Annotated in this window: 13 protein-coding genes and 1 pseudogene; 8 read left to right on the top strand and 6 right to left on the bottom strand. The window is 68.5% G+C overall.

Annotated features, from left to right (window positions below):
- Positions 1-59: 59 nt before the first annotated feature.
- Genes purL through ABGB19_RS07885 form a run of 4 tightly spaced genes read left to right on the top strand, consistent with a single transcriptional unit; the run spans position 60 to position 5,537 of the window.
- Entirely contained in the window at positions 60-2,378 is a 2,319-nt protein-coding gene (gene purL, locus ABGB19_RS07900; RefSeq protein ID WP_347685311.1) for a phosphoribosylformylglycinamidine synthase subunit PurL, read from the top strand.
- Positions 2,375-4,099: an alpha/beta hydrolase gene (locus ABGB19_RS07895; RefSeq protein WP_347685310.1), complete on the top strand. Its 1,725-nt coding sequence runs from the start codon at positions 2,375-2,377 to the stop codon at positions 4,097-4,099. The genes purL and ABGB19_RS07895 overlap by 4 nt, the downstream gene beginning before the upstream one ends.
- Positions 4,099-4,722 carry a CPBP family intramembrane glutamic endopeptidase gene (locus tag ABGB19_RS07890; RefSeq protein WP_347685309.1) on the top strand — a complete coding sequence of 208 codons (624 nt, stop codon included), beginning with the start codon at positions 4,099-4,101 and terminating at the stop codon, positions 4,720-4,722. Before ABGB19_RS07895 ends, ABGB19_RS07890 begins: the two co-directional genes overlap by 1 nt.
- Complete coding sequence (locus tag ABGB19_RS07885) at positions 4,719-5,537, top strand: SDR family oxidoreductase (protein ID WP_347685308.1); 819 nt, start codon at positions 4,719-4,721, stop codon at positions 5,535-5,537. The genes ABGB19_RS07890 and ABGB19_RS07885 overlap by 4 nt, the downstream gene beginning before the upstream one ends.
- Positions 5,538-5,772: 235 nt before the next feature.
- Here the strand turns inward: ABGB19_RS07885 and arsA are convergent, their stop codons facing one another.
- Both arsA and ABGB19_RS07875 read right to left on the bottom strand, forming a co-directional pair.
- Positions 5,773-7,569, bottom strand: a complete 1,797-nt coding sequence (gene arsA, locus ABGB19_RS07880) for an arsenical pump-driving ATPase (RefSeq protein WP_347685307.1) — start codon at positions 7,567-7,569, stop codon at positions 5,773-5,775.
- Positions 7,570-7,831: 262 nt separating this feature from the next.
- Positions 7,832-8,778, bottom strand: a pseudogene (locus tag ABGB19_RS07875) (MCE family protein); the annotation flags it as partial.
- A gap of 16 nt (positions 8,779-8,794) precedes the next feature.
- Between ABGB19_RS07875 and ABGB19_RS07870 the strand changes: the two are divergent.
- Together ABGB19_RS07870 and purF are read left to right on the top strand one after the other, a co-directional pair.
- Positions 8,795-9,196 (top strand): sterol carrier family protein, encoded by a 402-nt coding sequence (locus tag ABGB19_RS07870; protein ID WP_347685306.1) that lies wholly within the window; start codon positions 8,795-8,797, stop codon positions 9,194-9,196.
- A 147-nt stretch (positions 9,197-9,343) separates the two neighbouring features.
- On the top strand, positions 9,344-10,876 hold the full coding sequence (gene purF, locus ABGB19_RS07865) for an amidophosphoribosyltransferase (RefSeq protein ID WP_347685305.1): 1,533 nt from the start codon (positions 9,344-9,346) through the stop codon (positions 10,874-10,876).
- Here the strand turns inward: purF and ABGB19_RS07860 are convergent.
- Positions 10,873-11,841: an NAD(P)H-binding protein gene (locus ABGB19_RS07860; protein ID WP_347685304.1), complete on the bottom strand. Its 969-nt coding sequence runs from the start codon at positions 11,839-11,841 to the stop codon at positions 10,873-10,875. The two genes, purF and ABGB19_RS07860, sit on opposite strands and share 4 nt — an antisense overlap.
- A gap of 25 nt (positions 11,842-11,866) precedes the next feature.
- Complete coding sequence (locus tag ABGB19_RS07855; protein ID WP_347685303.1) at positions 11,867-12,301, bottom strand: cupin; 435 nt, start codon at positions 12,299-12,301, stop codon at positions 11,867-11,869.
- Positions 12,302-12,542: 241 nt separating this feature from the next.
- Between ABGB19_RS07855 and purM the strand changes: the two genes are divergently transcribed.
- Positions 12,543-13,616, top strand: a complete 1,074-nt coding sequence (gene purM / locus ABGB19_RS07850) for a phosphoribosylformylglycinamidine cyclo-ligase (RefSeq protein ID WP_347685302.1) — start codon at positions 12,543-12,545, stop codon at positions 13,614-13,616.
- A gap of 4 nt (positions 13,617-13,620) precedes the next feature.
- Here the strand turns inward: purM and ABGB19_RS07845 are convergent, their stop codons facing one another.
- Together ABGB19_RS07845 and ABGB19_RS07840 are read right to left on the bottom strand one after the other, a co-directional pair.
- Positions 13,621-13,797: a DUF3073 domain-containing protein gene (locus tag ABGB19_RS07845; RefSeq protein ID WP_347685301.1), complete on the bottom strand. Its 177-nt coding sequence runs from the start codon at positions 13,795-13,797 to the stop codon at positions 13,621-13,623.
- 123 nt (positions 13,798-13,920) lie between these two features.
- Complete coding sequence (locus ABGB19_RS07840; protein WP_347685300.1) at positions 13,921-14,985, bottom strand: folate-binding protein YgfZ; 1,065 nt, start codon at positions 14,983-14,985, stop codon at positions 13,921-13,923.
- A 51-nt stretch (positions 14,986-15,036) separates the two neighbouring features.
- Between ABGB19_RS07840 and ABGB19_RS07835 the strand changes: the two genes are divergently transcribed.
- Entirely contained in the window at positions 15,037-15,924 is an 888-nt protein-coding gene (locus tag ABGB19_RS07835) for an aminodeoxychorismate lyase (protein ID WP_347685299.1), read from the top strand.
- The last annotated feature ends 41 nt before the right edge of the window (positions 15,925-15,965 follow it).

The raw sequence follows: 15,965 nt of genomic DNA, 5'->3' as shown, positions 1-15,965 counted from the left end.
GGCTGGGCCCACACGCCAGTCGCGGAGAGCGAAGCGACTCGGGGATTTAAACTGGCGCCGTGACGTCGGAGCTTACCCACGCCGGAAATACTGCAGATACCGTCGACCGCGCCGCCGCCACCCCCGATCAACCGCAGCCGTTCCGCGAACTCGGCCTCAAGGATGACGAGTACCAGCGAATCCGCGAGATCCTCGGCCGCAGGCCCACCGACGCGGAACTGGCGATGTACTCGGTCATGTGGAGCGAGCACTGCTCGTACAAGTCGTCGAAGGTCCACCTGCGGTACTTCGGCGAGACCACCACCGACGAGATGCGCAAGACGATGCTGGCGGGCATCGGCGAGAACGCCGGCGTCGTCGACATCGGTGACGGGTGGGCCGCGACGTTCAAGGTGGAGTCGCACAACCACCCGTCCTACATCGAGCCCTATCAGGGCGCCGCGACCGGCGTCGGCGGGATCGTGCGCGACATCATGGCGATGGGCGCGCGCCCCGTCGCGGTGATGGACCAATTGAGATTCGGTGCCGCCGATGCGCCCGACACCCGCCGCGTGGTCGACGGGGTGGTGCGCGGCATCGGCGGTTATGGCAACTCGCTGGGCCTGCCCAACATCGGCGGGGAGACCGTGTTCGACGCGTCCTACGGCGGCAACCCGTTGGTCAACGCGCTGTGCGTGGGGGTGCTGCGCAAGGAGGACCTGCACCTGGCGTTCGCATCCGGGACCGGCAACAAGATCATCCTGTTCGGTGCGCGCACCGGCCTGGACGGCATCGGCGGTGTCTCGGTGCTGGCGTCGGACACCTTCGGCGGTGACGAGAGTGGCTCGGCGGGACGCAAGAAGCTGCCGAGCGTCCAGGTGGGCGACCCGTTCATGGAGAAGGTGCTCATCGAGTGCTGCCTCGAGCTGTACGCCAACGACCTGGTGGTCGGCATCCAGGACCTCGGCGGCGCCGGATTGTCCTGTGCGACATCCGAGCTCGCGTCCGCAGGCGACGGCGGCATGCGCATCGAGTTGGACACCGTGCCGCTTCGGGCCGCCAACATGACCCCGGCCGAGATCCTGTCCAGCGAGTCGCAGGAGCGCATGTGCGCCGTAGTCACGCCCGCCAACGCCGACAAATTCGTGGCCGTCTGCCGCAAGTGGGACGTGCTGGCCACCGTCATCGGTGAGGTCACCGACGGCGACCGCCTGCAGATCACCTGGCACGGCGAGACGGTCGTCGACGTGCCCCCGCGGACGGTCGCCCACGAAGGCCCGGTCTACCAGCGTCCGGTGACACGGCCCGAGAGCCAGGATGCGCTCAACGCCGACACGTCGGCGAAACTGCCGCGCCCCCGCAGCGGCGAGGAGCTCAAGGCGACTCTGCTTGCGCTGCTGGGCAGTCCGCACCTGTGCAGCCGCGCGTTCATCACCGAGCAGTACGACCGCTATGTGCGCGGCAACACCGTGCTGGCCGAGGACGCCGACGGCGGTGTGCTGCGCGTCGACGAGACCACCGGCCGCGGCATCGCCATCTCCACCGACGCATCCGGCCGCTATACCGCTCTGGATCCCTACACCGGCGCACAACTCGCATTGGCCGAGGCGTACCGCAACGTCGCCGTCACCGGTGCGACGCCGGTCGCGGTGACAAACTGCCTGAACTTCGGCTCACCGGAGGACCCCGGGGTGATGTGGCAGTTCAGCCAGGCCGTGCGCGGACTCGCCGATGGCTGTGCGGCGCTGGGTATTCCGGTCACCGGCGGCAACGTGAGCTTCTACAACCAGACCGGCACCACCGCCATCCTCCCGACGCCCGTCGTCGGCGTGCTCGGCGTCATCGACGATGTCAGGCGGCGCATTCCGACCGGATTCGGCGAGGAGCCGGGGGAGACCCTGATGCTGCTCGGTGACACCCGCGACGAGTTCGACGGCTCCATCTGGGCGCAGGTGACCGGTGACCACCTCGGCGGCCTGCCGCCCAAGGTCGACCTCGCTCGCGAGAAGCTGCTGGCCGATGTGCTCACCGCCGCGTCGCGCGACGGCCTGGTTTCCGCCGCGCACGACCTCTCTGAGGGTGGGCTGGCACAGGCCGTCGTCGAAGGCGCGCTGCGGGGCGAAATCGGTTGCCGCATCGTGATTCCCGATGAATTCCAGGACGGTACCGGCCCCTTCACCTTCCTGTTCTCGGAGTCTGCGGGACGGGTGCTGGTGGCCGTCCCGCGTACCGAGGAGAGCCGGTTCCGCGCCATGTGCGAGGCGCGCGGCCTGCCCGCCACCCGGATCGGTGTGGTCGACCAGGCCAGCGACGCTGTCGAGGTGCAGGGCCTGTTCACCGTCACCCTGGAGGACCTGCGCAGCACGTCAGAAAGCGTGCTGCCCAGGTTGTTCGGGTGAGTGAGCGCACCGCACAACGACACTCGCTGCATGTCTGGGCGTGGAGCCTGGTCCGCCTCGACTTCGTCGGGGTGGGTACGGGTGCGCTGTTCTTCTGCCTGTCGCTGACGCCGTCGCTGCTGCCCAGGGACTGGCTGTTCGCGGGGATCATCGGTGGTCTGAACGCTGCGATCGGTTACGGCATCGGCGTGTTCGTGGGAAAGATGCTGCGTCGCTTCATCTTACGAAGACGCGATTGGTGGCCACCGTCGAGGCGCGTGGTGTGGACGCTCAAGAGCATCGTCGTCGCCGGGTCGGCCGCGGCCAGCGTGCTGATGATCATCCCCGCGACCGCGTGGCAGCGGCAGGTGTCGGCGGTGATGGGCATCGACGGTCCCACCACGATGAGCTATCTGCGCACGCTGATCGTCGCCGTCCTCGTCGGCGGCGTGTGCGTCGGCGTCGCCCGGGTGCTGCTCGACCTGATCAAGACGATGGCCCGGTTCTTCATCCGGCGCTGGCGGCTCAACGACGAGGTGGCGCTGTTCATCGGCACCGCGATCGTCGTCGTGTTGACCATCACCCTGGTCAACGGCGTGCTGCTCCGAGGCTTCCTGATCGGCGCGAACTGGTTCTTCCAGCCGCAGAACACCACCACGATGGCCGGCATCGTGCAGCCCGACGAGGCCGAAAGATCCGGCAGCCCAAACTCGTTCGCCGCGTGGGACAGCCTCGGCTTTCAGGGCCGCAACTTCGTCGCCACCGGGCCGGGCGCCGAGGAGCTGACCGAGCTCAACGGTGCACCGGCCAAGGAGCCGATCCGGGTCTACGTCGGGTTGCAGACCGCCGACACCGACGAACAGCGAATGGCAGTGCTGCTCAGCGAGTTGGAGCGCACCGGCGCCTTCGAGCGCAAGCTGCTGGTGATCGTCCCCACCACCGGCACCGGATGGATCAACCCCGTCGCGGCACGCGCCCTGGAGATGATGTACAACGGCGACACCGCGATCGTGGGCTCGCAGTATTCGTTCCTGCCGAGCTGGATCTCCTTCCTCGGCGACCGGCAGAAGTCGATGGAATCCGGTCGGATGATGATCGACGCGATTCACCAACGGTGGGAACGGCTTCCGGCGGACCGCAGGCCCGAACTCGTGCTGTACGGGGAAAGCCTGGGCTCCATGGCCGGCCAGGGCGCGTTCCCGTGGCTGCCCGACATCGCCCAGAAGGGGTTCTCGTCGGTGCTGTGGGTGGGCCCGCCGAACGCCAGCCCGCTGTGGAGCGCGGTCACCGCACGCCGCGACCCCGGTACGCCGGAGGTGCAGCCCCGCTACGACAACGGCCGCACCGTGCGGTTCTCCCAGGCCACTGACCCTGCCGAGATCGTGGCCGACACGTCCGGCCCGTGGGAGGGCACCCGCGTGCTGTTCCTGCAGCATGCCTCGGACCCGATCGTGTGGTTCTCGGAGGAGTTGTTGTTCACCCGGCCCGACTGGCTGCGCGAGCCCCCGGGACGGGACCGCACGGCGTCGATGCGGTGGTACCCGATCGTCACGTTCGGGCAGGTCGCCGCCGACATGACCAACGCGAGTTCGGCGCCTGCCGGACACGGCCACAATTACGGCGACCTGGTCCTCGACGGCTGGGCGGCCGTCGCACCGCCCGACGGCTGGACCGCCGACGACACCGAACGGATCCGGATTGCGCTGCAGAAGTCTGACGGCGAGGACGGACCCGAATACTGATGCAGAACAGTAAGTTTCGAGCAGCCATCGTCGCCGCCGCGCTCGTGGGGTGGAGTTTCGTCGCGCCGCGGGTGCGGTTTCATCCCATTCCCAACGCCGCCTTGGGCACCGGTCTGTACGCGCTCGCCCGGCCGCCGCTCGGCCTGCGGCCACCGACGCTGTGGTCGGGGTTGCGCCACGGCCTGGCCGCGGGCACGGTGATCGCTGCGGGGGTAGCGGCCTCGGCGGCGATCCCGTCGGTCCGCCAGGGGATGGCCGCGCGCGACCTGCCGGAGCGCCCGATCCGGTGGATGCTGCTCGACATTCCGATGGGCACCGTCTGGCCCGAGGAAATCGCGTATCGGGCGACGCTGGGCACCGTCGCCGAGGACGCCTTCGGCCCGCGTGACGGTCGGTTCGTGCAGTCCGTGGCGTTCGGCCTGTGGCACATCATGGATGCGCGTATCACCCGAAACCCCGTGCTGGGCACCGTCCTGCTGACCGGCGCCGCCGGGTGGGCGTTCGGCTGGCTGCACGCGCGGTCCGGCAGCCTGCTCGCACCGGTGCTGGCGCATCTGGCCGCCAACGAGGCGGCGGCGTTGGCGGCCCTGGCCGTGCAGCGCCGCGTAGGGTCCACGCCATGACCACCGCAGCGCGTGCGTCCGCGCGCACCTTCGTCGTCACCGGGGCTGCGTCGGGCATCGGGTTGGCCACCGCCAGGCGACTGCTCGCCGAAGGCGGCACCGTGGTGGGCGCAGACCTGACCGAACCGCCCGAGGATCTGGGCGAGCGCTTCGGATTCGTGCCCGCCGACATCGCCGACGAGGCCGCGGTCGCCGCGGTGTTCGCCGCGGTGGACGGCCGGCTCGACGGTGTCGTGCACTGCGCAGGCGTCGCCGGCGGCGGACCGGTGCACCTGCTCGACCGCACCGAGTGGGAGCGCGTGATCGGCATCAACCTCACCGGCACGTTCCTGGTGGCCAAGGCCGCGCTGGCCAGGATGATCGACCAACCCCGCGTCGGTGGCCCGATCGCCGGCTCAGCCGGCAGCGGCGAGCGCGGTTCGCTCGTCACCCTCGCCAGCGTCGAGGGTCTGGAGGGCACGGCCGGCGGCAGCAGCTACAACGCGGCCAAGGGCGGGGTCGTGCTGCTCACCAAGAACATCGCGCTCGACTACGGTCCGAGCGGAATCCGGGCCAACGCGATCTGCCCCGGTTTCATCGACACGCCGATGCTCGAAAGCGTCATGGGGCTGGCCGGGATGGAGGAGCCGCTGCGCTCGATCACCGCCGAGCACGCGCTGCTGCGGCGCGGCCGTCCCGACGAAATCGCCGCGATGGCAGCGTTTCTCGTCTCGCCCGACGCCTCATTCGTCACCGGCCAGGCGATCGCGGTGGACGGCGGTTACACCGCGGGCCGCGACCACGGCGTGGTCAAACTGTTCGGCTTTCCGACCTGACGCGTCACGGGTTGATGGTCCGGTATCGGCGTTCGTCGGCGCTGGTGCGCCTTGACCGGTGTTAGAACACCTGGCGTGACCAATGCCGACCCACGACGGATCAAGACGAACGCCACCAACGGAGGGCAATCGCGGTGTTCCTCTCGGTAGCGATCTTGGGTCGTTGCACCAACAAGAGACTCACGCGATGGCCCATTGCATCGGCTTGCCCGTAACCTCCTAGCAGTCGCGGCTTCTATTGCACGGGGAGCGGTTGCGATGGTGCCAGGAGTGCTTCTAGCGCGGGGATGCCAACGGGCTCATCGGCCAGAAGGGGTATGACCGCGTATCGGTCGGCCAGCTCGGTGCGAACCTTGTCGATCTGCTCCAACTCGTGAGCCGCGCGACGGCGTAGTAGGGGTGCGATCGGGCCGGCAGCGGCAACGGAGTTATTGACGATCCACGCCCAAGGGTGGATGCCCGCACGTACGAGGTCGACCTGTAATTCGGCAGCTTCCAGCACCGGGGTTGTTTCGGCAAGCGTAATCAGTAAGACCTTGGTAGCGGCGCGGTCTTGCAGACGCATCAGTGGTGTGACGTAGCGGACACCTGCTGCCGCGTTTCGCATGATGTCGCGGTGATAGGAGCCGGTGGCGTCGAGAAGAAGCAGTGAATGTCCGGTAGGCGCTGTGTCGAGGACAACGAATTTCTTGCGGGATTCCTGTATTACCCGTGAGAAGGCTTGAAATACGGCGACCTCTTGAGTGCATGGTGACCGTAGATCCTCGGCTAGGTTGGCGCGGCCCTGGTCATCGAGTGAAGCACCTTTCGCCGCCATCACACGTGCACTGTATGCCTCGCGTGCTGCGACGGGATCGATACGCGACACACCAAGGTTATCAACACTGCCGCAAAGTGTTTCACTGAGATGAGCAGCCGGGTCGGTTGTGGACAAGTGGACGTCATGGCCTCGCTCGGCCAGCGCTACGGCAACGGCGGCCGCGACGGTCGTCTTGCCCACACCACCCTTGCCCATGCACATCACCAAGCACGGTCCACCTTGCTCGATCTCATCGACCAGGCCCAATAGCTGTCGATTCGCAATCTCTGGAATCGATTCTCCAGCGGTGTTGGCGGTGTTCTCGGCATCCGGTGCACTTAGTTCGAACAGTGTCTCAAGGGCCGCAAGGCCGACCATGTTGGCGGCCTTCAGCTCAATAACGTCGAGCGGCAATCCCTTGAGGCCCGTCGGCATACGCGCGAGAGCCGATTGTTCCCTGAGATGAATCGCGGTGGCCAGAGGATCGCTGTTGTCGGTCGGGGTCGGCAACACACCGTTGACCACAACATACTGCCGAGTCAGTCCGAGTGCGGCCAGTTCTCGATGTGTGCGGTCGATTTCGGCTAGAGCGGAACGCGAGGGACGCGCTACAAGCAGCAGGCGGCTGCGGGTCGGGTCGGCAAGCGCCGCAACGGCCGCAGCGTAGGTGGCCTTCTGCTTCTCCAATCCTGCGAGGGGTCCCAGACAGGACGCGTCTCCTTTGCCCGTCTGGAGGAACGATGTCCAGCTTCCTGGTAGCTGCAGCAGCCGAATGGTGTGGCCGGTTGGTGCCGTGTCAAAAAGAACATGATTGAAAGCGTCGAGTCGACCGCTGCCCTCGGTCAGCAGCGTCGTGAACTCGTCGAACGCGGCGATCTCGGTGGTGCATGAGCCGGACAGCTGCTCGGCAACCGAAGCGATCTCGGCTTGAGGCAGCGACGTGCGGAGGGGCCCGAGGATGCGCTCACGGTATGCCTCGGCTGCCTGCTCGGGGTCGATCTCCAGCGCGGATAAGCCGGTTACTTGCGAGATTTCGGTAATCTTGTTGCCGATGCTCATACCGAATACCTGGCCGATGTTGGACGCCGGGTCGGTGGAAACCAACAGCACTGACTTGCCGTCGCGTGCCATGTCGATAGCGGTGGCACACGCGATGGACGTCTTGCCCACGCCGCCTTTGCCGGTGAAGAACATGAAGCGCGGGGGATCAATGAGAAACATGGGCTTCGTCATAGGGTTACCCTTTCGCGGCCGGCAGCCGGATATGTGGCCGTGATTCGATGTCGGTTGGGTGGTCGCCTCGGATGGTGATGTGTCGAGTAGGCGATTGACTGGCACTGCCACGCGGCCGGGTGATGTTGTCCCGGATCACGTCCATCCGTTCGATTCCGTCGATTCTCCTTAGAGGTCCCATCTGTGTGCCAGTTTTCCACCGCGACGCCGTGGACGGGTTCGATTGCCCTTCTCGGCCAACGGTCGCGACGGGGTCGACGCCGGACAGCGAGTAACCGTTGCCGCCCAACGTCTCGGCCACCCGCCCCTGGATCTCGTTGAAATTGCGGAACGTGCAGAAGATCATGCCGCGGTAGTCGTCGAGCAGTTCGGCAGTGGGCACCAGGTCGGCCGCGCCGCGCACCAAGTACGGTCCGGCGCGCTCGAACACCTCGGCGCCGGTATCGGCGAAGCCGAGCGCACCCAGCAACGCGGCGTCGACGTCGTCGCGCTGTTCGTTGAACGCGCGGGCGGTCGTCACGGCGTTCTCCAGCCCGTCGAACAGGTCCGGCGAGGCCTCGGCGTACAGCAACGTCAGGTCGGCCACCAGCGCGGTGTCCTCGCGGATCTGCGGCATCCGGGCGTTCAGGTCGTCGAGGATGCGGTTGCCGTTGGCCAGCGATTCCCCGAACCGGCCGCCCAGTCCGGTGAGGGCCTCGGCGGCGGCGGCCAGCGTCTGGTTCAGCTTGACCGGATCCACCTGCTCGGCGAGTGCGGTGACGGTCTCGAACAGCGTGTTGAACTCGGTGGTGACGGCTGACGCATCGATCACATCGTTGGTCGAAAGCCGTTGCGCGACAGCCTTTTGCGGTGAGCTGAAGGAAATTTACTTGTTGCCGAACACCGTGGTGGCACGGATCTCGGCGGCCACGTTGGCCGGAATGAGCTCGAGGTAACGGGGATTGACGTCGAGCGTGAGCCGGGCCTTCTGGCCGCCGTCGACCTCGACCGCGCCGATGCGGCTGACCCGCCCGATCTCCACACCGTTGTAGGTCACCTTCGCGCCGGGTTCGACGACCAGTCCGGCGCGCGACGACACCAACGTCAACTGCGTGGTGGACGTGAGGTCGCCGCGGAACAGCGCGTAGATCAGGGCCGCCGCCACCACGGCGACGGCGAGCAACACCGCCCCGCCGCCTTGTAAGGCGGATTGTGGCGGTCGACAAACACTTTGAGACAGTAAGGTATGGCCGACCCGAAAAGGGCCCGTAAGGCCGATCCGGCGAAGACCCGTGCCGCGGTCGCGGCGCTGGCGGAGTGGCTGCGCGACGATCAGCAGCCCGCGCCGACCCGCACCGAACTCGCCGACGCGGTGCGCCTGAGCGCCCGCACGCTCGCCGCGGTCGCGCCGGGGTCCAGCGTCGAGGTCCGGGTGCCCCCGTTCGTTGCCGTGCAATGCATCTCGGGACCCGCGCACCGGCGCGGCAACCCGCCGAACGTGGTGGAAACCGACCCGCGCACCTGGCTGTTGCTGGTCACCGGCCAGGTGTCGGTGCGCGACGCGGCGGCCGACCGCCGGCTGGCGCTGTCGGGATCGCGGGCCGCGGAGATCGCCGACTGGCTGCCTCTTGTCGATCTGAAGGGTTAGCTGCGCCACATTGCGGGCACGCCGTGAAATGACGGACCGGGCGGAGGTGTTGTCTACGCCACGACACCCGCGCTCAATTCCGTGATCAAGCCGTGATGACCGTAGACTGGACCCGTCTACCCACTCCGCCATGGGAGCAGCCTTATCGTGACCGGCCCGCAGACCGATCCAGAACCCCGCGAAGAGTGTGGCGTATTCGGCGTCTGGGCGCCGGGTGAAGAGGTCGCCAAGCTCACCTATTACGGCTTGTACGCCCTGCAGCACCGTGGCCAGGAAGCCGCCGGCATCGCCGTCGCCGACGGCTCGCAGGTGCTGGTGTTCAAGGATCTCGGCCTGGTCAGCCAGGTGTTCGACGAGCAGACACTGGCGGCCATGGAGGGCCACGTCGCCATCGGCCACTGCCGGTATTCGACCTCCGGGTCGACCACGTGGGAGAACGCCCAGCCGGTCTTCCGCAACACCTCGGCGGGCACGGGGGTCGCGCTCGGCCACAACGGCAACCTGGTCAACGCCGCCGAATTGGCCGGCCGGGCCCGCGAGGCGGGGTTGCTGGGCACCAGGGGCGCCCCCGCCGCCACCACCGATTCCGACATCCTGGGTGCGCTGCTGGCCCACGGTGCGGCCGACGCGACATTGGAGCAGGCCGCACTCGAGCTGCTGCCGACCGTGCGGGGCGCGTTCTGCCTGACGTTCATGGACGAGAACACGCTCTACGCGGCGCGCGATCCCTACGGGGTGCGGCCGTTGTCGCTCGGCCGGCTCGACCGCGGGTGGGTGGTCGCCTCGGAGACCGCGGCACTCGACATCGTCGGCGCCTCGTTCGTCCGCGACATCGAGCCCGGCGAGCTGCTGGCGATCGACGCCGACGGCGTGCGGTCCACCCGCTTCGCCAACCCCGAACCCAAGGGCTGCGTCTTCGAGTACGTCTACCTCGCCCGGCCGGACAGCACGATCGCCGGCCGGTCGGTGCACGCCGCTCGCGTCGACATCGGCCGCAGGCTGGCCCGCGAGAAGCCGGTCGAGGCCGACCTGGTGATCGGCGTGCCGGAGTCCGGCACGCCCGCCGCGGTCGGCTACGCGCAGGAGTCAGGTATCCCGTTCGGCCAGGGCCTGATGAAGAACGCCTACGTCGGACGCACGTTCATCCAGCCGTCACAGACCATTCGGCAGCTGGGTATTCGACTCAAGCTCAACCCGCTCAAGGAAGTGATCCGCGGCAAGCGGCTGATCGTCGTCGACGACTCCATCGTGCGCGGCAACACCCAGCGGGCGCTGATCCGGATGTTGCGCGAGGCCGGCGCCGTCGAGGTGCACGTCCGCATCGCCTCGCCACCGGTGAAGTGGCCCTGCTTCTACGGCATCGACTTCGCCACCCCGGCCGAGCTGATCGCCAACGCCAGGAGCGAGGCGGCCGACGAGGACGAGATGCTCGAGGCGGTGCGCCACGCCATCGGCGCCGACACCCTGGGCTACATCAGCCAGCAGGGCATGATCGCCGCGACCGAGCAGCCCGCGTCGCGGCTGTGCACGGCGTGCTTCGACGGCCGCTATCCGATCGAGTTGCCCGGCGAGACGGCGCTGGGCAAGAACGTCATCGAGCACATGCTGGCGACCGCGGCCCGCAGCGGCATCCCGCTGCAGGCCGACAACGACAACGTCTCTGCGCTGCGCAGGCCTTAACGCGCCGGGGGCCGTCCGGCGTGCGCCCAGTTCGGGTCGCTGGGCAGCGGTCCCAGCTCGAGTGCCTTGGTGACCGCGTCCCGGTAACCGGTCAGCCCGCCCTTGGGCGGTCCGATGATGGTCTCGATGTCGTGTTCGTTCATGACGGCGTCGCACTCCAGCGACTCCACCAGCGGCCGGGCCAGGCCAGCGGGCATCGGGGTGACCAGTCCGATCCACCAGCTGGCGATTGTCGGTGTGAGCCAAGGCAATACGACGATCACCCGACGCCGGAGTCCGGCCACCTCGGCGTAGATCTGCATCGCCTCGCCGTACTCGAAGACGTCGGGCCCGCCGACGTCCCAGGTGCGCGACGACGGCACCGGCGCCGCCGCGGCCTCGGTCAGGTAGTGCAACACGTCGTCGATCGCGATGGGCTGGATCTTGTTGTGCACCCACTTCGGCGTCGTCATCGCGGGCAGCCGGTTCGTCAGGTGGCGGATCATCTCGAACGACGCCGAGCCCGAACCGATCACGATGCCGGCCTGCAGCACCACCGTCTCGATGCCGGAGTCGACCAGGATGTCGCCCACCGCGGTCCGCGACCGCAGATGTGGGGACAGTTCGGCGCCCGTGGGATGCAGGCCGCCCAGGTACACCAGCCGTTTCACCCCCGCCTGACGGGCGGCCTCGACGACGTTGCGCGCCGACCGCGCCTCGGCCTCGACGAAGTTGCGCTCGATGCCCATCGAGTGCACGAGGTAGTACACGACGTCGATGCCCTCGAACGCGCTGCGCAGCGAATCCACGTCGTCGAGGTCGCCCTTCGCCACCTCGACGCGGTCCCGCCATGCGACGCCGGATAGCTTGTCGGGATTGCGTGCCAGCGCCCGCACCGAATAACCACGGTCGAGCAGGCGGGGAATCAGTCGGCCACCGATGTAACCGGTCGCACCGGTCACCAGGCAGCGAATCGCGTCAGCCATCCGAGCGGGATGGCCAGTTTCCGGCTCAGGCAAACCCACAACCCGGATTGGGCGCGTCGACGGCCAGGGGGGTGCCCGCCGGCTGGATGTAGACCACCCACATCACCAACGGCCCGGGACCCAGGTTGCGGCCGATGTGGACGTTGCCGGGCCCGCTGGCTTCGGTGATGGGCGCACCGGGCGGGTAGATCCCGTCGCCGGCGCAGGTGGCCGCGTCGTGGGTGAGCGTGCCCTCCCTGATGACGCCGAACACGCGCCCGTCGTGATAGTGCCAACCGGTGCTGCCGCCCGGCGCGATCGTGATCTCCCGGGTGACGTAGTCGATGCCGTCGACGGTCGCCTGCGAAAGGGTCCTCGCTTCGACGCCGGCCGACGGGGTGGCCGACGCGGTGGCCGGCGCTGTCAGGCAGGCGATCAGGCTCGCCGCGACGACGACTACGAACCGACGAGGTGTCTGCACGGCGCTCACGCTGTCATAAACCGACCTGCCGCGAGAACGAAACCCATGGTTCGGTTCAGAGCCGGCCGCCTAGCTGCGTGGGCGCATCACCGACGCCCAGATCCCGGCCCGATTCCATCTGCGTCAGGCCCTCCCGTCGACCGCCGGCGGTAAGAATTCTCGTCGCGAACTGGGGAGAACCGATGACCGTCGGAGTCAAGCGGTTACCGAGCGCCGCGAGGCGACGGTAGCCTTTGTTCCGATGACCGAACGCGCCGAACCTTCCGGTATCTCCTATGCGTCGGCCGGGGTCGATATCGAGGCCGGTGACCGCGCCGTCGAACTTCTCAAACCGCTGGCCAAGAAGGCCACCCGGCCAGAAGTGCGCGGCGGCCTCGGCGGCTTCGCGGGCCTGTTCGCGCTGCGCGGCGGCTACCGCGAACCGGTGCTGGCCTCGTCGACCGACGGCGTCGGCACCAAGCTCGCGGTCGCCCAGGCCATGGACAAGCACGACACCGTGGGGATCGACCTGGTCGCGATGGTCGTCGACGACCTCGTGGTGTGCGGTGCCGAACCGCTGTTCCTGCAGGACTACATCGCGGTCGGGCGCACGGTGCCAGAGCGGATCAGCGAACTGGTGGCCGGCATCGCCAACGGCTGCGTGATGGCCGGGTGCGCGCTGCTCGGCGGTGAGACGGCCGAACATCCGGGACTCATGGCGCCCGACCACTACGACATCTCGGCCACCGGGGTGGGCGTGGTGGAGGCCGACGACGTGCTGGGCCCCGACCTGGTCAAACCCGGCGACGTGCTGATCGCGATGGCCTCGACGGGCCTGCACTCCAACGGCTATTCACTGGCCCGCAAGGTGCTGCTGGAGATCGACCGGATGAACCTGGCCGGCCATGTCGAGGAGTTCGGCCGCACCCTCGGCGAGGAACTGCTGGAGCCGACGCGGATCTACGCCAAGGACTGCCTGGCCCTGACCGCCGAGACGCAGGTGCGCACTTTCTGCCACGTCACCGGCGGTGGGCTGGCGGGCAACCTCGAGCGCGTCGTCCCACCTGGCCTTGTGGCCGAAATCGACCGTGGCACTTGGACTCCCGCGCCCGTGTTCGCGATGATCGCGCAACGCGGCCGCGTCGAGCGGGTGGAGATGGAGAAGACGTTCAACATGGGCGTCGGCATGGTCGCCGTCGTCGCGCCGGAGGACACCGACCGCGCGTTGGCGATCCTGACCGCTCGTCACCTGAACTGCTGGACGCTCGGGACGGTCAAGAAGGGCGGCAAGGACGGCCCGCGAGCCGAGCTCGTCGGTCTGCACCCGCGCTTTTAGACGGTCAGCGGCGCCAGTCGTCGTCGTCGACCCACTCGTCGGCTACCGGATCGGCACCGTTGTGGCTGTCGTCGGCGCCCGCCAGCTCGCGCTGAAGCCGCTCGAAATCGGTCTGCGGTGAGCTGTATTTGAGCTCACGAGCAACCTTGGTCTGCTTTGCCTTAGCCCGGCCGCGGCCCATGGGGGTACCCCCTCGCGCAATAACGGAGCGGCCCGATATGCAGGCGGCTCCGATCTGAGTGTCTTTATCGTCCTGCCAACACTTTACCGTGCCTGGGTGCGGTGCGCTGGCAGGCCTCAGCGTTTAACGCGTGCCACCGCGCAACTGTTCCACGGCGCGCCGCCCGGCACCTGTCACATCGGGCGGTGGCAGGGAGTCCGCGTCGATGACCGCGGGCACGTCGCCGACCGTCAGTGCGGTGTCCGCGGGCAGACCGCGCTTGAGCAGCGCCAGCGCGATCGGGCCCTCGTCGACGTGGTCGACCACGGTGCCGAGGCGGCCGACGACGCGTCCACCGGCCAGCACCGGCTCGCCGGGGGCGGGCCGGTCGGTGGAGCCGTCGAGGTGCAGTAGCACCAGCATGCGCGGCGGTTTGCCCAGGTTGTGGACCCGCGCGACCGTCTCCTGACCGCGGTAGCAGCCCTTGTCCAGGTGCACGGCAGGACCGATCCAGCCGACTTCGTGCGGGATGGTCCGCTCGTCGGTGTCGACGCCAAGGCGGGCCCGCCGCGCGGTGACGCGGTGCGCCTCGTAAGCCCACATGCCCGCGGGCCGCACGCCCGCCTCGACAAGGCGTTGCCGCCAGTCGGCGGCGTGCTCGCGGGGGACGACGAGGTCCAGTTCGACATCGCGGCCCGTGAGGCGCCGCACGAAACCGCCGCCGGGCAGCGCCACCGCGGTGTCCGGCGCGGGCAGCGCGTCGAGTCCCAGCACGCCGAGCACCGCGGACTCCGCCACCCGCGGCCCGAGCAGGGACAACACCGCCAGATCCGCCGGTTCGACAGCCACGTCGGCCCAGAACACCATCTTGCGCAGATAGGCCAGCAGCGGTTCGCCGCGCCGCGGTTCGGTGTCGAGGTAGGTGAGCCCGCCCAGTTCGGTCTGGACCCAGTGATCTTCGACACGGCCCTGGCCGTCGAGGCTCAGGTTCTGGGTCACCGACCCGTCGGGCAGGTCGCTCACGTGCTGGGTGGTCAGGCTGTGCAGCCAGCTCTTGCGGTCGTTTCCCGACAGCGTGAGTACGGCGCGGTGCGAGCGGTCGACGACCACAGCCGCGTCCGCTGCCGCTCGCTGCTCGCCGAGCGGGTCGCCGTAATGCCAGACGGCTCCGGCGTCGGGTCCGGTGTCGGGTGCGGGGACGGCTGACATACGTCAACTCTACGGTCGGCGACCGTGGGCCCGGGGCTACGCTTGCAGCCCATGGCAAGCCAACCAGGCGTTGTGGTCACGCTCGACGGACGGCTGCACGACCCATCTGCGCCGCTGCTGCACGCCGACGACCTGGCCGCCGTCCGGGGCGACGGGATCTTCGAGACGCTGCTGGTCCGCGACGGCCGACCCTGTCTGCTCGAAGCGCACCTGGCGCGGCTCACCCAGTCGGCGCGGCTGACGGACCTGCCCACCCCGGATCTGCCGCAGTGGCGCGCCGCGGTGGCCGCCGCCGTCCTGAAATGGAACGCCGAAGGCGGCGGCGAGGGCGTGCTGCGGCTGGTGTGCAGCAGGGGACGTGAGAGCGGCTCACCGCCGACGGCGTTCGCGACCATCGGCGCGCTGCCGACCCGGGTGGCCGAGGTGCGCCGAAGGGGCCTGGCGGCGATGACGCTGGCCCGAGGACTGCCCGCCGCGGGCGCCGCCGACATGCCGTGGCTGCTGGCCGGCGCGAAGACGCTGTCGTACGCAGTCAACATGGCCGCGCTACGGCACGCCGAACGCCACGGCGCGGGCGACGTCGTGTTCGTAGGCTCCGACGGCCTCATCCTCGAGGGGCCGCGCTCGACGGTGGTGATCGCCACGGAGCCGGAAGGCAAGGACGGCCCCCCGACGCTGCTGACGCCGCCCCCGTGGTTCCCGATCCTCCGCGGCACCACCCAACAGGCGCTCTTCGAGGTCGCCCGCAGCAAGGGCTACGACTGCGACTACCGGGCCCTGAGGCCCGCGGATCTGTTTGCGGCACAGGGAGTTTGGCTGGTGTCGAGCATCACACTGGCGGCGCGGGTGCACACGCTCGACGGCAGGCTGCTGCGGCCCTCCCCGTTGGCCGCCGAATTCGCCGGACTCGTCGACGCCGCGCTCGTCAGCGATCGCTGACCGCCGAAACCGCCCCATTGGTCGGAGTCGCATCCGAGTCG

Source organism: Mycobacterium sp. B14F4, from assembly GCF_039871645.1.
In the GTDB taxonomy this organism is placed as follows: Bacteria; Actinomycetota; Actinomycetes; order Mycobacteriales; family Mycobacteriaceae; genus Mycobacterium.
The sequence above is the reverse complement of the archived record's forward strand: the minus strand, read 5'-3'. Positions and strand labels throughout refer to the sequence as shown.

Bases quoted from the DNA above. Each gene is read 5' to 3' on its own strand.
- ABGB19_RS07845 (WP_347685301.1), bottom strand. From the start codon at position 13,797: ATGGGCCGCGGCCGGGCTAAGGCAAAGCAGACCAAGGTTGCTCGTGAG.
- ABGB19_RS07870 (WP_347685306.1), top strand. From the start codon at position 8,795: ATGGCCGACCCGAAAAGGGCCCGTAAGGCCGATCCGGCGAAGACCCGT.
- arsA (WP_347685307.1), bottom strand. From the start codon at position 7,569: ATGACGAAGCCCATGTTTCTCATTGATCCCCCGCGCTTCATGTTCTTC.
- ABGB19_RS07890 (WP_347685309.1), top strand. From the start codon at position 4,099: ATGCAGAACAGTAAGTTTCGAGCAGCCATCGTCGCCGCCGCGCTCGTG.
- purM (WP_347685302.1), top strand. From the start codon at position 12,543: ATGACCGAACGCGCCGAACCTTCCGGTATCTCCTATGCGTCGGCCGGG.
- ABGB19_RS07835 (WP_347685299.1), top strand. From the start codon at position 15,037: ATGGCAAGCCAACCAGGCGTTGTGGTCACGCTCGACGGACGGCTGCAC.
- ABGB19_RS07860 (WP_347685304.1), bottom strand. From the start codon at position 11,841: ATGGCTGACGCGATTCGCTGCCTGGTGACCGGTGCGACCGGTTACATC.
- ABGB19_RS07885 (WP_347685308.1), top strand. From the start codon at position 4,719: ATGACCACCGCAGCGCGTGCGTCCGCGCGCACCTTCGTCGTCACCGGG.
- ABGB19_RS07840 (WP_347685300.1), bottom strand. From the start codon at position 14,985: ATGTCAGCCGTCCCCGCACCCGACACCGGACCCGACGCCGGAGCCGTC.